We start from the raw sequence: 19,993 nt of genomic DNA, 5'->3' as shown, positions 1-19,993 counted from the left end.
CGCTCCCACAGGGTTAACCGAGCCCAAAAAAAACGCCGCTCAATGAGCGGCGTTTTTGTACCTCACCAGACGGCGTCCGGTTTACAGCGCCATGTCAGCCGCTGGGTTGGCTTCACGGGCAGCGGCCGGCTTGGCCGGTGCCGCGGTGGCGCCTGGCTTGCCGATCGCCGGCGGAGGATCCAGTTGCAGGACCTCGCTGGTGTAGGCCCATTCCTGGGCGACACGCTCAGGGCTATCGTTGAGCTTGGTGCCGTAGCTTGGCACGATCTGGTGCAGTTTTTCCTGCCAGGCCGGGCTTGCGACCTTGTCCTTGAAGACCTTCTCAAGCACGGTCAACATGATCGGTGCGGCGGTCGAGGCGCCTGGCGAGGCACCCAGCAGGCCGGCGATGCTGCCGTCCTGGGACGCGACCACTTCGGTACCGAGTTTCAGTACGCCGCCCTTCTCTTCGTCACGCTTGATGATCTGCACGCGCTGACCAGCCTGCCACAGGCGCCAGTCTTCCTGCTTGGCCTGCGGGAAGTACTCTTTCAGGGCGTTGAAGCGATCTTCATCCGACAGCATCAGTTGCCCGGCCAGGTACTCGACCAGTGGGTACTGTTCGATACCGACCTTGGTCATCGGCCACACGTTGTGGGTGGTGGTGCTGGTCAGCAGGTCGAAGTACGAACCGTTCTTCAGGAACTTGGTGGAGAAGGTTGCGAACGGGCCAAACAGGATCACGCGCTTGCCATCGAGCACACGGGTGTCCAGGTGCGGAACCGACATCGGCGGTGCGCCCACCGAAGCCTTGCCGTAGGCCTTGGCCAGGTGCAGCTGGGCGACGGTTGGGTTTTCGGTGACCAGGAACGAACCACCCACCGGGAAACCTGCGTATTCACGCGCTTCCGGGATGTCGGACTTCTGCAGCAGGTGCAAGGCACCACCGCCGGCGCCGATGAACACGAACTTGGCGTCGGTCTCGGTTTCGGTACCGTCTTTCAGGTTCTTGTACGAAACGCGCCAGGTGCCGTCTTCGTTGCGGGTGATCTCTTCCACTTCGCTGGACAGCTTGAGGGAGAAGTTCGGCTTGGTTTGCAGGTAAGCCGCGAATTGACGGGTGATTTCGCCGAAGTTCACGTCGGTGCCCAGTGGACTCCAAGTGGCCGCGACTTTCTGGCTCGGGTCACGCCCTTGCATCATCAGCGGCACCCACTTGCTGATCTGCTCGCGATCTTCGGAATACTGCATGCCGGCGAACAACGGGCTGGCCTGGAGGGCTTCGTAGCGCTTCTTCAGGAACGCGATGTTCTCGTCACCCCACAAAAAGCTCATGTGCGGCGTGGAGTTGATGAACGAACGCGGGTTCTTCAACACGCCGTTCTTGACCTGCCAGGACCAGAACTGACGGGAGATCTGGAAGGCTTCGTTGATTTCGATGGCCTTGGAGATATCGACCTTGCCGTTCTTGTCTTCCGGCGTGTAGTTCAGCTCGGCCAGCGCGGAGTGACCGGTACCGGCATTGTTCCAGCCGTTGGAGCTCTCTTCGGCAACACCGTCCAGGCGCTCGACCATTTCCATGGTCCAGCCCGGCTCCAGCTCATTGAGCCAGACGCCGAGTGTCGAGCTCATGATGCCCCCACCAATGAGCAAGACATCCACTTTTTTTGGCTCGGCGGCATGCGTGGTCGCAAGACCCATCGCCATCGCCAGGCCCAGTAGCGCCGTGTGTGTTTTCTTCAACATGTGTGTATCCCTAGGATGAACGCCATTCCGTCCACCTGTCCTGATCACGGATAGCCCACGTCCTTGGCCGGCAACGCCAGCAGGGCGGCTATCGAGAAGGACCGGAGGATGGACCTACAGGGCCGAGCAATACGTCGGCCTCTCGTTTATATCTCTCCGGCGCTGACTTCTTGTAGGTCTTGGCTTCAGCTGGGGTGAGGGACGCTGCGAACGGTGTTCATCGGGCATGGCGCGGCCGTGCCCGATTGTCGCAGCGGGGGGAGTTTACATAAGGAAATAAACAGACCGAAACGTCTTTTTACATTCCCGGCAAAAACGCCGACCAAATGACGGCATTTTAATGGCCCTGTTCACCACCGTTCGCGCGACCAGAGCCCCTGCGGGTCAGAGATACTTGAGGATCGCGATATCACGCCGCCGTTGCTTGAGCCCGGCAAACCAACGTGTCGGAAAAAACAGCACGACACCCAGCAACACACTCCACAACCACACCATGGGTAAATCATCGAATCCGAAATAGGTACCCTGGTTGGTGCCCCAGATGGCAACTGCGGTCAGGTACAGGGCCTTGAGCACGTAAAGGTGCAGCAGGTAGAAAAACATCGGTGCGCCACCATAGATCGCCAACAGCGCGATGGCTCCCCGATCCTGGGCTTTTTCAAAGAGTGCCAGCAACATCAGCCCTATTCCCAGGGTCGGCATCAGGAACATCAGCGACGGCGGATACTTCGTCGCGCTCATGAAGCTCATGAAGGTGCGTAGCGCGTCACCGGTCTGGACCCAGGGTTTATCGCCGTACACATTCAGGTAACGGATGAGCACAAAGGCTAGCAGCAGGCCCAGCCCCATCTTCAACAACCGCCGCAGGCGCACGGCGGGTTCAACAGCCTTGCCAAACCACGGCCCGATGGCCCAGCCCAGCAGGATCACACCGATCCACGGCAGCACCGGATACGTGGTACGGGCCCGGGTGAACTCGGTGATATCGATGAATGCCCGTTGATGAAGAATCGACCACGGCACGAAAAACGGTGAGTCAGGCCCTAGCACCACACCGTCCAACAGATTGTGTCCAGCAACGATGGCAACGCCGAGGACGATCAGCCAACGGCGCTTGAGGTGCAACAACGCGGCCAGGACAATCATGCAAATACCAATGCACCAGATCACTTGCAACCACAGTGTCTTGGGCGGGAACTCGGCGTTCCAGGCGAAACACACGAAAGTCAGTTCCAGGAAAACCAGGAACAGGCCACGCTTGAGCAGGAACAACGAGGTCTGGCCGGCGGTATGTTTCTGGCTGTAGAGCCAGGCCGACAAACCGGTGAGGAAGATGAAGACCGGGGCACAGAGCGTACTGAGCAGGCGGGTGAAATACAGGTCCGGGGTCACGCTCAGCGCATCGATGGGGTCGGTGACCTGGCGGTGCAGCAGGAATGTCTCGCGAACGTGGTCCACCAGCATCAGCAGCATGACGAAACCTCGCAAGGCATCGATGGCGAGCATGCGCACATGGGTTTTGGCGACGCTGATTGCAAATAAAGGCGCGATGACGCCGGACGGGCTCGTCGTGCTTGAAGGTAGGCTCATGGCTTTACTCGGATGGAGGTCGTTGGTCCGTGCAAGGCAGGGAATGAGAATTCCTGCCAAACGAGATCGGATAACATAACACACAATCGCCTTCCCGAGCAGGCTCCCCTCCCACGAAAGCTGGCAGCGGATGCGATTTTCGTGACTTCCCACCCCCCTGTGGGAGCGAGCTTGCTCGCGATGGCGGTGAGTCAGTTTGCGATGATGTTGGCTGTACCGGCGTCATCGCGAGCAAGCTCGCTCCCACAGGGTTGATGCGATTTCGGGGAATACCCGGGTTTTGCGCTACCCGAGCATCTGACTCAACACCGCCCGCAACTTGCCAGGCTTGACCGGCTTGTTGAGCAGCGGCGCATCCAGCTTGCGCAAGGCGCGGCGGCATTGGTCGCTGCGGTCGGCGGTGATGATCACCGCAGGGATCGCCTGGTGGAAATGCTCGCGCAGGTGCTTGACCACTTCACAGCCCACGACCCCGTGATCCAGGTGGAAATCCGCCAGGATCAGCTCCGGCGCACGGCCTTGCAGCACATCAAGGGCACCCGCTTCGTCGGTGGCGGTCAAGACTTCGCAGCCCCACTGCCCCAACAACGCCGCCATGCTTTGCAAGATGCTCAACTCATTGTCGATCACCAACAAACGCCGCCCCGGTAGCGGGTTGCCCGCGACCGCCTGTACCGGAACCTGGGACACTGGCAGGGGTTTTTCGCTGGACAGCGGCACCTCGATACTGAACACCGAGCCACGTCCCGGCCGAGAACGCACCTTGACCCGGTAACCGAGGATGTGGGCGATACGTTCGACAATCGCCAACCCCAGGCCCACGCCTTTGCGATCCGCCGCCCGGCCGACATCGAGTTGGTTGAATTCGAGGAAAATCGACTCCAGGCAATCGGCAGCGATGCCCCGCCCCGTGTCCCAGACCTCGATGCTCAAGCGCCCTCCCCGGCGCCGGGCCGCCAGGAGAATACCGCCCTGAGTGGTGTAGCGGCAGGCATTGCTCAGCAGGTTGCGCAGGATACGGCTGATCAATCGCAGGTCGGTCAGCACGGCTTCATCGCCAAACCGCACCCGCAATTCCAACCCCGCGGCGCCGGCCACCGATTGAAACTCGGAAACCAGCGGCCCCAACAGCTCATCCAGCCGATACGGCGCCAGGTCGGGCTTGACGGCGGCCTGGTCCAGCCGGGAAATGTCCAGCAGGTCGGTGAGCAGGTCTTCGGCCCCTTCGAGCGCCTGATGAGTCCGTTCCACCAGCACATGCTCGGCGGTAGGCAACTGGCGCTCACGCAACGTGGCGATCAGCAGGCGGGCCGCGTTGAGTGGCTGCAACAGGTCATGGCTGGCGGCGGCCAGGTATTTGTCCTTGCTGCGGTTGGCGGCCTGGGCGGCGTCCCGGGCATCGCGCAACTGTTGCTCGATCAGTTCGCGCTGGACAATCTGCTGCTGCAGGTTGTGGTTGGCCTCCAGCAACGCGTCGGTGCGCTCGGCCACCCGCTGCTCCAGTTGGTCGTTGAGCTGTTGCAGGTGTTGCCGGGCCTGTTCCAGCTCGTCGAGGCGCGCCGTCAGTTCCGGATAGTGACTCTTGCGCGTCGAGTGATTGCCCAGCCCCAGCAGCCCCTCCAAGGCTTTTTGCTGCTCGTCAGAGGGCTTCGCCATAGACGACCTCGACATCCCGCTGGCTCGACTCCCGAGGATTGGTGAGGATGCACGGGTCGTGCATCGCATGTTGCGACAGGAACGGGATGTCCGAGGTGCTCACGCCGTGCAGGCCCAAGGTCTCGTGGAAACCGATGGTGTGCTTGAGGGCAATCAGGTGTTCCACCAGCCGAGTGCGGATCTGCCGGTGGTTGAGCCCCCGGCAGTCGATGCCCAGCGTCTCGGCAATCACCTTGAAACGCTCCGGCGCCGAGTTGTAGTTGAACGCCACCACGTGCTCAACCAATACCGCGTTGCACAAACCATGGGGCAAATCGAGGAAGCCGCCCAGGCTGTGGGACATCGCATGAACCGCGCCGAGGATTGCGTTGGAAAACGCCAGCCCGGCCTGCATGCTGCCCAGCATGATTTTTTCTCGCAAGGCGACGTCTGCCGGGTTGGCGATCATCTGCACCAGGTTGCCATTGATCAGGCGCATGGCTTCCAGGGCATGGGGGTCGGTCAACGGCCCGTGACCGGTGGACACGAACGCCTCGATGGCATGCACCAGGGCGTCGATGCCGGTACAGGCGGACAGGAACGGGTCCATGCTCAGGGTGGTTTCCGGATCGATCAGCGACACGTCCGGCACCGCCGCCTTGCTGACGATGGAGAATTTCATCCGTTCTTGCTGGTTGGAGATGATCACGAACTGCGACACGTCCGCCGACGTCCCCGCCGTGGTGGGGATCAGGATCAGCGGCGGGCTGGGCACGTGCAGGGTATCGACGCCTTCGAACTCGAGGATGTTGCGACCGTGGGCAACGACAATGCCGATGCCTTTGCCGCAATCCATCGGGCTGCCACCGCCCACCGCGACGATGACATCGCAATGGTTTTCCCGGTAAAGGTCGGCACCGAGCATCACTTCCTCGACCCGCGGATTGGGCGAGACCGCGCTGTAGACGCAGTAGTCGATGCCTTGGGCCTGGAGACTGGCTTCGACGTCGGCCACCCAACCGGCGGCGATGACCCCGGGATCGGTGACGATCAGCACCTTGCGTGCACCGAAAGTCTTGGCGTAATTGCCGACATTGTGCCGACAACCGGCACCGAACATGATTTCAGGGGAAACGAACTTGCGCAGCGGGCTGAGGCTCATCTTTTCAGGTACGTGGCTCATCGGTAAGCCTGTTGTTATTGTCTTGGGATACCTTGAGCCTAAAGCATCCCACCGTGATTGCAATCAGACCAATGGGTAGCCCGGCCTGAACGCGTCAGGCCGGCCTGGCACTCATCGGTTGGCGAAGTACATCGTCACTTCAAAGCCAATACGCAGGTCGGTGTACGCGGGTTTAGTCCACATGGGTCTTTCCTCTTCTTGTACCGGGCGATTCCGGCAAGTCATTAATGCATACCCCGCCCAAGGCTCGAATGCTACTTTCGAAGCGGTGGGTGGGGTGCGTTGGTACTACTGGAGAGCGGGCACCTGTGGCGAGGGAGCTTGCTCCCGCTGGGGCGCGAAGCGTCGATCGTTCCCGCGCTCTGCGTGGGAATGCCTCAACGGACGCTCCGCGTTCGGCTTTTTGGGACGCGGAGCGTCCCGGGCTGCATTCCCACGCAAAGCGTGGGAACGATCCCCTCAACGATCTTTCCGTAGGCTTAGAAGAACCCCAGCGGATTGATGTCGTAGCTCACCAGCAGGTTCTTGGTCTGCTGGTAGTGGTCGAGCATCATCTTATGGGTTTCACGACCCACGCCGGACTTCTTGTAGCCACCGAATGCGGCGTGCGCCGGGTACAGGTGGTAGCAGTTGGTCCAGACGCGACCGGCCTTGATCGCCCGGCCCATGCGATAGGCGCGGTTGATGTCGCGTGTCCAGAGGCCGGCGCCGAGGCCGAACTCGGTGTCGTTGGCGATTGCCAGGGCTTCGGCTTCGTCCTTGAAGGTGGTCACGCCCACTACCGGGCCGAAGATCTCTTCCTGGAACACGCGCATTTTGTTGTGGCCCTTGAGCAGGGTCGGCTGGATGTAATAGCCGCTCGACAAATCCCCCTCGAGCCGCTCGGCGGCACCGCCAGTGAGCAGCTCGGCGCCCTCTTGCTGGGCAATGTCAAGGTACGACAGGATCTTGTCGAATTGCTGCTCGGACGCCTGGGCGCCGACCATGGTCTCGGTGTCCAGCGGGTTGCCACGCTTGATCTTGGCGATCTTTTTCATCACCTCGGCCATGAACGGCGCGTAGATCGACTCTTGCACCAGGGCGCGAGATGGGCAGGTGCAGACTTCGCCCTGGTTGAAGAACGCCAGCACCAGGCCTTCGGCGGCTTTCTCGATGAAGGCCGGCTCGGCCTGCATGATGTCTTCGAAGAAGATGTTCGGTGACTTGCCGCCCAGTTCCACGGTGGACGGGATGATGTTCTCGGCGGCGCATTTCATGATGTGCGAGCCGATAGGGGTGGAACCGGTGAAGGCGATCTTGGCGATGCGCTTGCTGGTGGCCAGGGCTTCGCCGGCTTCGCGACCGTAACCATGGACGATGTTCAGCACGCCGGGCGGCAGCAGGTCGGCGACCAGCTCGATGAAGACCATGATCGAAAGCGGCGTCTGTTCAGCCGGCTTGAGCACGATGCAGTTACCGGCAGCCAGGGCCGGGGCGAGTTTCCAGGCGGCCATCAGCAGCGGGAAGTTCCACGGAATGATTTGCCCGACCACGCCCAGCGGCTCGTGGAAATGATAGGCCGTGGTCAGTTCGTTGATCTCGGCCGCCCCACCCTCTTGGGCGCGGATGCAGCCGGCGAAATAACGGAAATGGTCGGCCGCCAGCGGCACGTCGGCATTGAGGGTTTCGCGCACGGCCTTGCCGTTGTCCCAGGTCTCGCTGACAGCGAGGATTTCCAGGTTCTGCTCGATACGATCGGCGATTTTCAACAGCACCAGGGAACGGTCCTGCACCGAGGTCTTGCCCCAGGCATCGGCTGCGGCATGGGCGGCATCCAGGGCCTTGTCGATGTCGGCGGCGCTGGAACGTGGGAATTCGGCAATGACTTCGCCATTGACCGGGGACGTGTTCGTGAAGTATTCGCCGTTGACCGGCGCGACGAATTCGCCACCGATGAAGTTGCCATAGCGCGGCTTGAAGGAAACGACGGCGCCTGGGGTTCCGGGTTGTGCATAGATCATGATGGGGCCTCTGCCTGGTCGATGCCTGTCACGGGACAGGCGATAGGCCGATGGTAGAGAGCCCCGCCTGCCGGACGAATGCGTCGTTGGCAGGGGGGACTCTCGTTATTTGGTCGTAGATTTTGAATTTCTGGGATGCGAGGACCAACTATGGGCGCGGTCCTTGTGGCGAGGGGATTTATCCCCGCTGGGCTGCGAAGCGGCCCCAAATTTTCTGCGAGCGCTGCGCACTCGAGCGGGGATAAATCCCCTCGCCACAAGGACCGCGCCCGGCCCATTCAACTCAGCGTTTGGCCACCAACGCTTTCGGCAACTTGAAGGTCCAGAGCATCCCGCCCTGGTTGAAGTCCTTCACGCGCTTGGCCACTTCGCCCCCCCACAGCGGCACCGCGCCGCCCCAGCCGGAGACCACGGAGACGTATTGCTCGCCGTCCATTTCCCAGGTGATGGGCGAACCGAGCACGCCGGAGCCGGTCTGGAATTCCCAGACCTTTTCCCCGGTCTTGGCGTTGAAGGCCTGCAGGAACCCTTCAGGCGTGCCGGTGAACACCAGGTTGCCCTTGGTGGTCAAAACCCCGCCCCACAGCGGCGCGAAGTTCTTGTGGCGCCAGACTTCCTTGCCAGTCTTGGGGTCGATGGCCCGCAACACGCCGATGTAGTCCTCATTCAGCGGCTTGATGGTGAAACCGGCGCCGAGGAACGCCGCGCCTTTCTTGTAGGCGATGCCTTCGTTCCAGATGTCCATGCCCCATTCATTGGACGGCACGTAGAACAACCCGGTGTCCTGGTTATACGCCATCGGCATCCAGTTTTTCGCGCCGAGGAACGCCGGTGCGACGAACACCGAACTGCCCTTGGCTTCGCTGCCCGGCGCACCCGGACGGCTAGCCTCGTTGTAGATCGGCCTCCCGTCCTTGTCCAGGCCGGTGGCCCAGGTGATCTTGTCGACAAACGGGAAGCCGCGGATGAACTTGCCGTTGGTGCGGTCGAGCACGTAGAAGAAGCCGTTACGGTCGGCGGTCGCTGCCGCCTTGATGTCCTTGCCACCTTCCTTGTAGTTGAACGAGATCAGCTCGTTGACGCCGTCATAATCCCAGCCGTCGTGAGGTGTGCTCTGGAAGTGCCATTTGATCGTGCCATCGTCCGGGTTCAGGGCCAGGCGCGACGACGAATAGAGGTTGTCGCCAGGCCGCAGGTGGGAGTTCCACGGCGCCGGGTTGCCGGTACCGAACAGCAGCAGGTTGGTTTCCGGGTCGTAGTAGCCGCCCAGCCAAGGCGCGGCACCGCCGGTCTTCCAGAGATCGCCCGGCCAGGTCTTGCCCGCCTCGCCGCCGGAAATACCATTCTCGATGGCTTTGCCGTCCTTGTAGACGTAGCCCATGTGGCCTTCCACGGTGGGGCGGGTCCACAACAGGTCACCATTCTTCGGATCGTAGGCACTGATCTGGCCCACCACACCGAACTCGCCACCGGCCACGCCGGTGATCAGCTTGCCATTGACGATCAACGGCGCGGCGCTGATGGAGTAGCCTTCCTTGTGGTCGGCAACCTTCTTGCTCCACACCACCTTGCCGGTGTCCTTGTTCAGGGCCACCAGCTTGGCGTCGAGGGTACCGAAGAACACCAGGTCGCCGTACAGCGCCACGCCACGGTTGATCACGTCGCAGCAAGGGCGGATGTCATCGGGCAGACGCGCATCGTATTGCCACAGCTTCTTGCCGGTGCGCGCATCCACCGCGAATACCCGTGAATAAGAACCGGTGAGGTACATCACCCCGTCCTTGATCATCGGCTGGGCTTGCTGGCCGCGCTGTTTTTCGCCACCGAAGGAAAACGCCCAGACCGGCCGCAGGTCCTTGACGTTGTCGGTGTTGAGGGTGTCGAGCGGGCTATAGCGCTGGCCCTGGACGCCCAGGCCGTTGGTCACGATCTGCTCGGGGTTCTTCGGGTCCTGGAGAATTTCCTGATCGGTCACGGCGGCCAGGGCCGAACCGGACAGCAGCATGGCACTGAGCAGCAGGCTCACGGCGAACGGTTGGCGACGTGCGGGTTGACTCATGACGGCTACCTCTGCGGTTATTGTTATACCCGGGAAATTTTCCCGGTCTGTCGCAGATTCTTGGCCCCAGGGCCGCTGGCAACAATTGCCCGCAGTGTTGAGTTTTCTAGTTCCTTGGTACATGTGGGGGCGTTGCCTGTGTCCACCGTTCTTGCGACGGGCCCATTTGTGGCGAGGGGATTTATCCCCGCTGGGCTGCGCAGCAGCCCCTTGAACCAGTCCAGTCACCCTGATAGTCAGCAGAAGATAGAGGGCCGCTTCGCGCCCCAGCGGGGATAAATCCCCTCGCCACAGAGGATTTGCTCAGCCAACGGTTATTGGGCATCCACCCGCTTCATCCCCGCCCGCTCATAGCGTGGATAGAGATGGCTGACGCTGCGAATCAACTCATAGCGGCTCAAGCTGATCCCGGCGAAACGTTCGGGGATGGGGCTGCGGATCATCTCGGCCATGTCATCGCCCCGAGCCGCGCCGTCGCGCATCAGTTGGTCGAGCCAGCCCAGGTAATCGCGCATCTGCGCAAAGGGTTGGGCGTCAGTCGCCACTGGGCCGTGGCCGGGCACGATCTGCTTCCAGGGCAAGGCCTGCAAGGTGTCGAGGTCGTTGAGCCAGACCTCCAGCCCCGGGCTGTTGGGGGTGGTCAAGGCGCGTTCGTAGAACACCAGGTCGCCGGCGAACAGCACGCCCGTGGTTTCATCGAGGATCGCCAGGTCGGCCCCGGTGTGCCCGGCCAGTTGCAGCAGCCGCAACGCGTGATTGCCCACCTTGAGCACACCGGGCATCAACACTTGGGTGGGCAACACCACCTCGGTGCCGCGCATCCAGTCACCCACCAGCCGGTACATGTTCTCCGCCATGGCGTCGCCCTGCTGGCGCAGCAGGTCCGTGGTCCCGGCCAAGGCGCCGATGGGGACATCGCTGAAGGCCTGGTTGCCCAGTACGTGATCAGGATGATGATGGGTCAGCAGGACCTGGATCACCGGCTTATCCGTCGTTGCCGCGATAGCCTGGCGCAAGGCCTCGCCATAGCGCTTCGACGGTCCGGTATCAATCACCACCACACCGGCATCGGTGACGATGAACGCGGTGTTGACGATGTTGCCGCCGTTGGCCTTGGCAAAATTCTCGGTGCTGCCTTCCAGCAGCCAGGTGCCTTCGGCGATCTGCCGGGGCTTGAGCGCGTAGTCCGTCCCGGCCCACGTCGGCCAGCACAGGCTCAGGAACATCAGCAACAACCAGCGCATGGCGCGCTCCTTGTGGTCAGGGGATCGCCGCCTCGAACGTATTGCCGCTGTTGTCGCGCAGCAGCAGGCGGGTCTGGCCCGGGCCTCGGATGTCGAAGCCCAGGTTGGGGTTTTCACTGACCGCCGGGAACAGCTCCAGGCGCGCCAGCACCTGGCCGTCGGCGTCCAGCAGTTGCGCCTGGTTGAGGAAAAACTCCGGAATGCCGCTCACCAGGCCGTTATCCATCGGATGGGCCACCTGCAAGCGCAGGCGACTGGTTTCACCACGGGGATAACGGGCACCGAGCACTTCGCCCAGGTGTTCCTCCCAACCCGGTTGGGTGCGCACCACGCTGGGTGCGGTGCAGCCGCCGCCGGCCGCATCGATCAGGGTCGAGCCGACGTGCCACAGACCATCACGGGTCTGTACCGCGGCGCGTAGCGGCGTGGCTTGCTCGATGCGAATGCGGATCGACAGCCAGGGCAGCACCCGCTCTCCTGGTTGAAAGTCGACGATTTTCGGCAACGGGTTCAGTTCGGCCCAGGCCAGCACCCGTACCACGTCGCCAGTGAAGGCCCGGGCATCGATTTCCAGTGGCACCTGGCGTGCGTCTTCGGCAAAGGGTGGCGCCAGCAGGCGCACCCGGTCATCGAACACGAACGGCGCGTCCCCCAGCAATTGCTTGTGATAAAAGGTCCACATCACCGACGGCACCGGGTCCTTCCCCGGTTCGACCGCCGCCAGCGCAATCGCCGGCAGGCCGCACCACAGCAGGCACCACATGGCCCATTTCATCCCTGCGCTCCTATTGATACATCTCCGGCACTTCGTAACGCAGGCCGTAATGGGCATAGACAGTCTTGACGCTGCCGTCGCGGATCAAGCCTTCCAGCGCCTCTTCCACCGCATAGGCCAACTGACGGTTGCTTTCATGCACCGCCATGCCGATTTCCCAGCGTTGCTTGCCCATGTTCGGGTAGGCGTTTTCCGCCAGCGCCAGTTGCGGATCAGCCGCCTCGTGCACTTGCCAATCGACCTCACCGCGCATGGCCATGACGGCGTCCACCTCCCCGGCCTGCATGGCCCCGAAAGCTTTGGCGACGCTGGGGTAATGGCGGGTCTTGGCACTGAGCATGCCGTTGAACACCGAGGTCAGGTAGAACGACGGCACACTGTCGACTTCCACCCCGATGGGGTGTTGCTGGAACACTGCGACACTGCCCACCGAATCCAGTCGGCGGCGGTCATATGCCACCTGCCAGCATTCCTGCTGATAAGGTCCGAACATCACCACTTGGGCATTTTCCAGCTCACCGATGTCGTTGCGCTTCTGCACGTAGTCGTGGTCGTACGGCACACGCATCATCAGGTCGGCCAGTTGTCGGTCGTGCAGCGGGCTGCTGCGCCAGATGTAATCGCGCAAATCGTCATCAAGCTTCTCGCCGGGAGGCGCCCACATCAATGTCAGACGCACCCCCATGGCCTTGGCCAATGCCTGCGCTAGCTCCACGTCGACGCCCCTGGGCTGGCCTTGGTCTTCGAAACTGTAAGGGGCGAAATCCTTGTAGACCGCCACTTTCAACTCTCCGGCGGCGATTATCTGATCATAGCTGCGCACCTGCGCCTGCGCCGCCTGGCCACACAGCAGCAGGCTGCACATCACCCACGCGAACAGGCGCATGGCGATCACTCCTCGACGTGTACGCTGTCGAGATAGGTGCGCACCGCCCACAAGGCTTCCTGGCTCAGGTAGTCGGCCATTTTCGGCATGTAGACCCGGCCATCGCGCACCGCGCCGTGACGTACGCGTTCGACGAACCATTCATCCCCGGCTTCGGCAGCGTCCAGCATCCGCAGGTCCGGGGCGATGCCACCGGACTTGGCCTCCAGGCCATGGCACGCGGCGCAGTTCTGGTTGTAGGCCGATGAGCCGATCTCCAGCGCCCGGTCGCGTTCGGGTGAGGTGCGATAAGGGTTCACCGTGGCCCAGCCGTCACCGTCCAGTGCGACACCGGTGTCCTTGATCGGGGTCAATCCCTTGGTTTCCACTGCCTGGGGCACTACGTTGCCATGGGCCCATGCGGAGCCTGCGCCGGTCAGCCCCATCAGCAGTGCGGTAGCGATGATGGCGTTGCGTTTTGTTGTCATTGTTATGCCCTCTGGATTGCACGCAAGACCTCTGTGAAGAAGCCGTGCCGTCATCTTAGGAACCCCCTTGCTCCAGCCGAATGCTGCTTTGGTGGCCGGGGTCTAGTTCCTTGGTAGCAGGCCATCCGACGCAGGTCGTAAAGACAGGCGGTTTGGGAAGTCTTCCCGGCAAGGGCGGGACTTTTTCCGTATCGGCAAAGTCGCCGCGCGACTCACCCTAGTCAGGCCAAAACCTTTCACTGGGAACTGCCACCATGAGAATAAAAACGCTACCCGCCCTCTCCTCCCTGACGGTCGCCTTGCTGCTGGCCGGCAGTCTGTCGTCGAGTCCCTCGGCGCGCGCTGCCGTCACCTGGGAAGACATCGCCAACGACCACCTGACCACCCAGGACGTGCTGCAATATGGCATGGGCACCAACGCCCAGCGCTGGAGTCCGCTGGCCCAGGTCAACGACAAGAACGTGTTCAAGCTGACCCCGGCCTGGTCCTACTCATTCGGCGACGAGAAGCAGCGCGGCCAGGAATCACAGGCCATCGTCAGCAACGGCGTGGTGTACGTCACCGGCTCGTACTCGCGTGTATTCGCCCTCGACGCCAAGACCGGCAAGCGCCTGTGGACCTACAACCACCGACTGCCGGACAACATTCGCCCGTGCTGCGACGTGGTCAACCGCGGCGCGGCGATCTATGGCGACAAGATCTACTTCGGCACCCTGGATGCGCGAGTCGTCGCCCTGGATAAGAACACCGGCAAAGTGGTGTGGAACAAGAAGTTCGGCGACCACGCCGGCGGCTACACCATGACCGGGGCGCCGGTGCTGATCAAGGACAAGACCAGTGGCAAGGTCCTGCTGATCCATGGCAGTTCCGGTGATGAGTTCGGCGTGGTCGGCCAATTGTTCGCTCGCGACCCCGACACCGGCGAAGAAGTCTGGATGCGCCCGTTCGTCGAAGGCCACATGGGCCGCCTCAACGGCAAGGACAGCACCCCGACGGGCGATGTCAAGGCGCCCTCCTGGCCCGACGACAAGACCACTGAAACCGGCAAGGTCGAAGCCTGGAGCCACGGCGGCGGCGCACCTTGGCAGAGCGCCAGTTTCGACGCCGAGACCAACACCATCATCGTCGGCGCGGGCAACCCTGGCCCGTGGAACACCTGGGCGCGCACGGCCAAGGATGGCAACCCTCACGATTACGACAGCCTCTACACCTCCGGCCAGGTGGGCGTCGACCCAAGCACTGGCGAAGTGAAGTGGTTCTATCAACATACGCCCAACGACGCCTGGGACTTCTCCGGCAACAACGAGCTGGTGCTGTTCGACTACAAGGACAAGGACGGCAAGGTGGTCAAAGCCACCGCCCACGCCGACCGCAACGGTTTCTTCTACGTGGTGGACCGCAACAACGGCAAGCTGCAGAACGCCTTCCCGTTCGTCGACAACATCACTTGGGCCAGCCACATCGACCTCAAGACCGGCCGCCCGGTGGAAAACCCCGGCCAGCGTCCGGCCAAGCCATTGCCGGGTGAAACCAAGGGCAAGCCGGTGGAAGTCTCGCCGCCCTTCCTCGGCGGCAAGAACTGGAATCCCATGGCCTACAGCCAGGACACCGGCTTGTTCTACGTCCCCGGCAACCAGTGGAAAGAGGAATACTGGACCGAGGAAGTGAACTACAAGAAGGGCTCGGCCTACCTCGGCATGGGTTTTCGCATCAAGCGCATGTACGACGATCACGTTGGCAGCCTGCGGGCGATGAACCCCACCACCGGCAAGGTAGTCTGGGAGCACAAGGAACCGCTGCCACTGTGGGCCGGCGTGCTGGCGACCAAGGGCAACCTGGTGTTCACCGGCACCGGCGACGGCTTCTTCAAGGCCTTCGACGCCAAGACCGGCAAGGAGCTTTGGAAGTTCCAGACCGGCAGCGGCATCGTCTCCCCACCCATCACGTGGGAGCAGGACGGCGAGCAATTCATCGGCGTGACCGTCGGCTACGGTGGTGCCGTACCGTTGTGGGGCGGCGACATGGCCGAACTGACCAAGCCGGTGGCCCAGGGTGGGTCGTTCTGGGTGTTCAAGATTCCGAGCTGGGATAAGGCGACGGCGCAGAAATAACCTGAGCCCAACTGGGTCCTGACCCACACCACAACCCACTGTGGGAGCGAGCTTGCTCGCGATAGTGCAGTGTCAGTCAACATGAATGCCGGCTGAACCACCGCCATCGCGAGCCAGCTCGCTCCCACAATTGCCCGAGTTCATGCCATGAAATTCTTGCCATTGCTGCTTCTGCTCGTCGGCGCCTTTGCCAACGCCGACGAGACCGACACCCCGCTCACCCTCAACGGCTGCCTTATCGCCGAAGCGAGCCAATGCCCCGGCGCCAATCTGCGCGGTGCAAAACTGGCGAACCAGGACCTTCGCAAAATGAACCTAAGCGGTGCCGACCTGCGTGATGCCGACCTGCGGCACGCACGGCTGGACCTGGCCAACCTCGAGAAAGCCCAACTGCAGGGCGCCAACCTGACCCGTGCCAGCCTGCAACAAAGCAACCTGCGCCTGGCGGACTTCAGCGGCGCCACGCTCAAGGCGATCCAGGGTTGGGGTCTGTTCGCCCAGGGCACGCAGTTCCAACGCGCCGACCTGACCGCCGCCTACCTTCAGTTCGCCCGCTTGTCCGGCGCCCGCTTGCACGGGGCGAACCTGCAGGCGGCGGACCTGGAGATGGCCTGGCTGAGCAAGGCCGACCTCAAGGGCGCCGACCTGCGCGACGCCAACCTGCAGGAAGCCAAGCTCGGCGAAAGCAACCTGGAACAGGCCAACCTGAGTGGTTCTCGCCAACATTATGGGAATTTCCAGGATGCGAATATGGAGGGCTGTACCGGTTGCCCGACTTCCTGGGATCAGTGAAGTCTGCGAACGCGCACAACCTGTGGCGAGGGGATTTATCCCCGCGGGGCTGCGAAGCAGCCCCTGGAGCAGCTCACTCAGGGAATCTGACACACCGAGTTGTCAGGTTTTGGGTCTGCTTCGCAGCCCAGCGGGGATAAATCCCCTCGCCACAATTGACCATCACAGTGGAACCTGGGATTTATCCCGCCACTCGCACCACGCCCATATCGATCCCCAAGTGCACCAGCTCGGCATGGGAGCTGACCTGCAACTTGCTCTTGAGCAGCGTCAGGTGGTTGGACACGGTCTTGGCGCTGATGCACAGCTGTTCGGCGATGGTGCGGGCGGGGGTGCCCTTGGCGAGCATGACAAAGATCTCCAACTCCCGTTGAGTCATGCATTGCAGGCGCGGGTCGACATCCTGGCGCGAACGGGTGCAGGCCAGTTGCGTGGCCAGGGATTGCTCGATGTAGACATGCCCGGCCAGCACTCGCCGCACCGCGTCGACCAGCACCTGGGGTGCCGAATTCTTGGTCAGGTAGCCCGCGGCGCCAGCGTCCAATGCCTGGCGCACCAAGGGCAATTCATCGTGCATGCTGAAAAACAGCACCCGCAGTTGCGGCAGGCGCTGACGTAGCCGGCGGGTGGTTTCCAAGCCACTGATACCGGGCAGGCCGAAGTCCATGATCACCAGATGCGGCACCTGCTCCTGCACCTGGCTCAACGCCTCCTCACCGGTCGCCGCTTCGCGGACCTGCAGGTCCGGCATCAACACCCGCAAAAGGCTGGCATAGCCCTGCCGAACCACCGCATGGTCGTCCACCAACAGAATGTTCATCACGCCTCCAGGGCAATATTCAAGGCCAGCGCCCAACCGGCGCCAGGCTGGCTGAGGATGCGCAGCTCACCGCCCAGGCTGCGCGCCCGCTCGGACATCGAGTGCAAGCCGACACCGGCGCGCGATGGTTGCGTCGCTCCGCGACCGTTGTCGCGCACCAGCAATCGCAGGCGCCCGGCGCGGTGTTGCAGGCGAATCCGCACCTGCGTGGCGCCGGCATGCCGGGCAACGTTGGTCAACGCTTCCTGCAACAAACGATACAAGTGGGTCTTGTCCGGACCGGACAAGGACGGCAGCGTTTTGTCGATCCACACCTGACAGGTGATGCCCTGGCTGGCCTGCCATTGCCCGGCCAATAGCCTGATGGCCTCGCCCAATGGCAGGTACTGCAACACCACTGGGTACAAGTCATGCACCAGTGCCCGGAAACCCGATTGCAAATGCTCGCAATGCTCTTCGAGCTGGCTGACGGTCTGCTCCAGCGCCGGCGGCTGATCCATCACCAGCCGCAGCAGGCAGGCGCGAGCACGAATGCCGGCCACGTATTGGCCCAAGTCGTCGTGCAGGGTCTGGGCCAGCCGGGTACGCTCCTGTTCCTGCACGGCCAGCAAGGCCTGGGTAAGCCGGGCGTTATCGGCCTGGGCCTCGGCCAGGGCAGCGGCCATGCGATTGAAATGCCCCGCCAGATGCTGCGCCTCCGGGACACCCTCAGTGCCCAGGCGCACCTGCAGGTTCCCGGCTGAGACCTGACGCAACGCATGCAGCAGCTCATCGAGCAAACGCATGCCCCGGCGTACCCCCCAACGAATCACCAACAGGCTGAGCGACAGCGCCAGGGCGCAGACGTACAACAGCTGCACCAAGGAATCGAGAATCTCGTCGATTTCATCGCGAGGGTCGACGGCAATCCAGGCCCGCCGACCGTCCGACAAATCCACCACCTGGGCCGCAGGTCCGTCATCCAGTAACCGGCGGCCGAGCCAGGCCTTCATCCCGGCTTCATCCGCCGGGAACAGCTCCCCAGGGACCAGCCAACGGACCCGCACATGCCGCAGGCTGCCGGTCAACCGCGGCTGGAGACTGGCCGGATCGCGCTCGGCGGTTTCGCGCAGGTAACGCACCACCGACTCGGCCGATTGCAACTCTCGTTTCACATCGGCCGTGGCCTGGTGCAGCAACAGGGCTGCACAGGCCAGGGTGACGAGGGCGAAAAAGGCGCAAACCCAGAGGTTGATGCGCCAGAGGGCTGACATGGCTAGCGCTCCAACCCTGAATTGACACCCACCGGGGGGGCTTGGGAGTTTCCAGGTTTTGGGACGATCAACCCCGATCAAACTCAGGATCAGCAGAAACGGCAACAGCAGCGCTTTGAGAATCCGCATGGTCTGTCCCCTCCTGGTCAATGACGATGCCTTGCATGCTAAAACCCCGGCCTCCAAGGTGAGTTACTACCTTGGTACTGCACCGCCGGTACTTTCTGCATATTTCCCCATGACCCTGGGCTTCCTATGCTGGCGCTACCTGCAATGGAGGATGTCATGCGCCGGCTCGTCAGTTACGCCCTGGTTTCTCTGCTGGCAGCGGCCACCGCTCACGCGGGCGATACCACGCCGCTGCAGGTGCGCATCGGCTACCTGGGTTACCGTCCCGATCCGGGCCCGTTGCTGTCCAACGTCATTGCCGAACCGGCCGATGCCGGGTTGCGCGGCGCTGAACTGGCGATCGTCGACAGCAACAGCACCGGGCGTTTTCTCAAACACGACTATCGCCTGGAAAGCGCCAGCGTCGACAGTCCCGAAGCGCTGCTCCAGGCCGCCCGGGCCCAACATGACCAGGGCCTGCGGCTGTTCGTGGTCAACGCACCGGCCGCCAGCCTGCGCCAACTCAGCGCCGCCCTGCCCGACAGCCTGCTGTTCAACGCCGGTAGCCCCGACGACAGCCTGCGCACCACCGACTGCCTGGGCAACGTGCTCCACAGCCTGCCCGACCGCGCCATGCTCGCCGATGCCCTGGTGCAGTTCAGCGTCGTGCGTAAATGGCAGCGGGCCTTGCTGATCGTCGGCCAGACGCCCGAGGACCAGGCCTATGCCGCCGCATTGCGCCGGGCCATGAAACGCTTCGGCATGAAGATCGTTGCCGAGAAGGCCTGGCAGTTCGACAACGACCAGCGCCGCAGCGCCCAGGCCGACATGCCGCTGTTCACCCAGACCGCCGAGTACGACGTGGTGCTGGTGGCCGACGAGCGCGGCGACTTCGGTGAATACCTGCCCTACCAGACCTGGTACCCACGCCCGGTGGCCGGCACCCAAGGGCTGACGCCCACCGGCTGGCACAAGACCGTGGAAACCTACGGCGCGGCGCAACTGCAAAAACGCTTTGAAGCCCTGGCCGGACGCTGGATGAACGACCGTGACTTCGCTGCCTGGATCGCCGTGCGCAGCATCGCCAGCGCCGTGAGCAAGTTGCGTCAGGACGACCCGCTCGCCATTCGCCAACTGGCTCTCAGCGACCAGTTGCCCCTGGACGGCTTCAAGGGTCGCAAGCTCAGCTACCGGCCCTGGAACGGCCAGTTGCGCCAACCGATTCCCCTGGTCCAGCCCCGGGCACTGGTCAGCACCTCGCCCCAGGACGGTTTTCTCCACCCTTCCAATGAAATGGACAGCCTGGGTTATGACCGGCCCGAAGTGAGCTGCCGTTACCCCTGAT

The 19,993-nt window shown here is 62.6% G+C and carries 16 protein-coding genes; 3 read left to right on the top strand and 13 right to left on the bottom strand.

Features of this window, described 5'->3' with window-relative positions; genetic code table 11:
• Positions 1 to 81: 81 nt before the first annotated feature.
• The 11 genes from mqo to pedF form a co-directional block, all read right to left on the bottom strand.
• Complete coding sequence (gene mqo, locus BT116_RS14290; RefSeq protein ID WP_072344797.1) at positions 82 to 1,725, bottom strand: malate dehydrogenase (quinone); 1,644 nt, start codon at positions 1,723 to 1,725, stop codon at positions 82 to 84.
• Positions 1,726 to 2,109: 384 nt separating this feature from the next.
• A complete protein-coding gene (locus BT116_RS14285; protein WP_072344794.1) occupies positions 2,110 to 3,315 on the bottom strand; it encodes an acetyltransferase domain-containing protein in 1,206 nt (401 codons plus the stop codon).
• Positions 3,316 to 3,600: 285 nt separating this feature from the next.
• Positions 3,601 to 4,971: an ATP-binding response regulator gene (locus tag BT116_RS14280; RefSeq protein WP_072344791.1), complete on the bottom strand. Its 1,371-nt coding sequence runs from the start codon at positions 4,969 to 4,971 to the stop codon at positions 3,601 to 3,603.
• Positions 4,955 to 6,112: an alcohol dehydrogenase-like regulatory protein ErcA gene (ercA, locus tag BT116_RS14275; protein ID WP_092156418.1), complete on the bottom strand. Its 1,158-nt coding sequence runs from the start codon at positions 6,110 to 6,112 to the stop codon at positions 4,955 to 4,957. Before ercA ends, BT116_RS14280 begins: the two co-directional genes overlap by 17 nt.
• 132 nt (positions 6,113 to 6,244) lie before the next feature.
• The gene (gene pqqA, locus BT116_RS14270; protein ID WP_003243383.1) at positions 6,245 to 6,316 is read right to left on the bottom strand and encodes a pyrroloquinoline quinone precursor peptide PqqA; all 72 of its coding nucleotides are present in this window, start codon (positions 6,314 to 6,316) and stop codon (positions 6,245 to 6,247) included.
• 296 nt (positions 6,317 to 6,612) lie between these two features.
• Positions 6,613 to 8,133: an acetaldehyde dehydrogenase ExaC gene (locus BT116_RS14265; protein ID WP_072344785.1), complete on the bottom strand. Its 1,521-nt coding sequence runs from the start codon at positions 8,131 to 8,133 to the stop codon at positions 6,613 to 6,615.
• A 283-nt stretch (positions 8,134 to 8,416) separates the two neighbouring features.
• The gene (locus BT116_RS14260; protein ID WP_072344782.1) at positions 8,417 to 10,192 is read right to left on the bottom strand and encodes a PQQ-dependent methanol/ethanol family dehydrogenase; all 1,776 of its coding nucleotides are present in this window, start codon (positions 10,190 to 10,192) and stop codon (positions 8,417 to 8,419) included.
• A 314-nt stretch (positions 10,193 to 10,506) separates the two neighbouring features.
• On the bottom strand, positions 10,507 to 11,436 hold the full coding sequence (locus BT116_RS14255) for a quinoprotein relay system zinc metallohydrolase 1 (protein WP_072344777.1): 930 nt from the start codon (positions 11,434 to 11,436) through the stop codon (positions 10,507 to 10,509).
• Positions 11,437 to 11,452: 16 nt separating this feature from the next.
• Positions 11,453 to 12,211 (bottom strand): quinoprotein dehydrogenase-associated SoxYZ-like carrier, encoded by a 759-nt coding sequence (locus tag BT116_RS14250; RefSeq protein WP_072344774.1) that lies wholly within the window; start codon positions 12,209 to 12,211, stop codon positions 11,453 to 11,455.
• Between the two features lie 10 nt (positions 12,212 to 12,221).
• The gene (locus BT116_RS14245; protein ID WP_072344771.1) at positions 12,222 to 13,097 is read right to left on the bottom strand and encodes a substrate-binding periplasmic protein; all 876 of its coding nucleotides are present in this window, start codon (positions 13,095 to 13,097) and stop codon (positions 12,222 to 12,224) included.
• 5 nt (positions 13,098 to 13,102) lie between these two features.
• Positions 13,103 to 13,564, bottom strand: a complete 462-nt coding sequence (pedF, locus tag BT116_RS14240; protein WP_072344768.1) for a cytochrome c-550 PedF — start codon at positions 13,562 to 13,564, stop codon at positions 13,103 to 13,105.
• Positions 13,565 to 13,818: 254 nt separating this feature from the next.
• Between pedF and exaA the strand changes: the two genes are divergently transcribed.
• Positions 13,819 to 15,675 (top strand): quinoprotein ethanol dehydrogenase, encoded by a 1,857-nt coding sequence (gene exaA, locus BT116_RS14235; protein ID WP_072344765.1) that lies wholly within the window; start codon positions 13,819 to 13,821, stop codon positions 15,673 to 15,675.
• A 147-nt stretch (positions 15,676 to 15,822) separates the two neighbouring features.
• Positions 15,823 to 16,467, top strand: coding sequence for a pentapeptide repeat-containing protein (locus BT116_RS14230; RefSeq protein ID WP_072344762.1), 645 nt, complete (start codon positions 15,823 to 15,825; stop codon positions 16,465 to 16,467).
• Between the two features lie 181 nt (positions 16,468 to 16,648).
• Here BT116_RS14230 and BT116_RS14225 read toward each other — a convergent pair whose 3' ends face one another.
• Complete coding sequence (locus tag BT116_RS14225) at positions 16,649 to 17,287, bottom strand: response regulator (protein ID WP_063321452.1); 639 nt, start codon at positions 17,285 to 17,287, stop codon at positions 16,649 to 16,651.
• Positions 17,287 to 18,540, bottom strand: a complete 1,254-nt coding sequence (locus BT116_RS14220) for a HAMP domain-containing sensor histidine kinase (RefSeq protein WP_072344759.1) — start codon at positions 18,538 to 18,540, stop codon at positions 17,287 to 17,289. The genes BT116_RS14225 and BT116_RS14220 overlap by 1 nt, the downstream gene beginning before the upstream one ends.
• Before the next feature lie 285 nt (positions 18,541 to 18,825).
• Here BT116_RS14220 and BT116_RS14215 point away from each other — a divergent pair, with 285 nt between their 5' ends.
• The gene (locus BT116_RS14215) at positions 18,826 to 19,992 is read left to right on the top strand and encodes an ABC transporter substrate-binding protein (RefSeq protein WP_072344756.1); all 1,167 of its coding nucleotides are present in this window, start codon (positions 18,826 to 18,828) and stop codon (positions 19,990 to 19,992) included.
• Position 19,993 lies beyond the last annotated feature (1 nt).

Source organism: Pseudomonas sp. NFACC16-2 (assembly GCF_900119205.1).
GTDB lineage: Bacteria > Pseudomonadota > Gammaproteobacteria > Pseudomonadales > Pseudomonadaceae > Aquipseudomonas > Aquipseudomonas fluorescens_Q.
The sequence above is the reverse complement of the archived record's forward strand: the minus strand, read 5'-3'. Positions and strand labels throughout refer to the sequence as shown.

What these genes read in the sequence shown, in the direction of transcription:
- mqo (WP_072344797.1), bottom strand. Translation starts at nt 1,725, where the DNA reads ATGTTGAAGAAAACACACACGGCGCTACTGGGCCTGGCGATGGCGATG.
- BT116_RS14285 (WP_072344794.1), bottom strand. Translation starts at nt 3,315, where the DNA reads ATGAGCCTACCTTCAAGCACGACGAGCCCGTCCGGCGTCATCGCGCCT.
- BT116_RS14280 (WP_072344791.1), bottom strand. Translation starts at nt 4,971, where the DNA reads ATGGCGAAGCCCTCTGACGAGCAGCAAAAAGCCTTGGAGGGGCTGCTG.
- ercA (WP_092156418.1), bottom strand. Translation starts at nt 6,112, where the DNA reads ATGAGCCTCAGCCCGCTGCGCAAGTTCGTTTCCCCTGAAATCATGTTC.
- BT116_RS14265 (WP_072344785.1), bottom strand. Translation starts at nt 8,133, where the DNA reads ATGATCTATGCACAACCCGGAACCCCAGGCGCCGTCGTTTCCTTCAAG.
- BT116_RS14260 (WP_072344782.1), bottom strand. Translation starts at nt 10,192, where the DNA reads ATGAGTCAACCCGCACGTCGCCAACCGTTCGCCGTGAGCCTGCTGCTC.
- BT116_RS14255 (WP_072344777.1), bottom strand. Translation starts at nt 11,436, where the DNA reads ATGCGCTGGTTGTTGCTGATGTTCCTGAGCCTGTGCTGGCCGACGTGG.
- BT116_RS14250 (WP_072344774.1), bottom strand. Translation starts at nt 12,211, where the DNA reads ATGAAATGGGCCATGTGGTGCCTGCTGTGGTGCGGCCTGCCGGCGATT.
- BT116_RS14245 (WP_072344771.1), bottom strand. Translation starts at nt 13,097, where the DNA reads ATGCGCCTGTTCGCGTGGGTGATGTGCAGCCTGCTGCTGTGTGGCCAG.
- pedF (WP_072344768.1), bottom strand. Translation starts at nt 13,564, where the DNA reads ATGACAACAAAACGCAACGCCATCATCGCTACCGCACTGCTGATGGGG.
- exaA (WP_072344765.1), top strand. Translation starts at nt 13,819, where the DNA reads ATGAGAATAAAAACGCTACCCGCCCTCTCCTCCCTGACGGTCGCCTTG.
- BT116_RS14230 (WP_072344762.1), top strand. Translation starts at nt 15,823, where the DNA reads ATGAAATTCTTGCCATTGCTGCTTCTGCTCGTCGGCGCCTTTGCCAAC.
- BT116_RS14225 (WP_063321452.1), bottom strand. Translation starts at nt 17,287, where the DNA reads ATGAACATTCTGTTGGTGGACGACCATGCGGTGGTTCGGCAGGGCTAT.
- BT116_RS14220 (WP_072344759.1), bottom strand. Translation starts at nt 18,540, where the DNA reads ATGTCAGCCCTCTGGCGCATCAACCTCTGGGTTTGCGCCTTTTTCGCC.
- BT116_RS14215 (WP_072344756.1), top strand. Translation starts at nt 18,826, where the DNA reads ATGCGCCGGCTCGTCAGTTACGCCCTGGTTTCTCTGCTGGCAGCGGCC.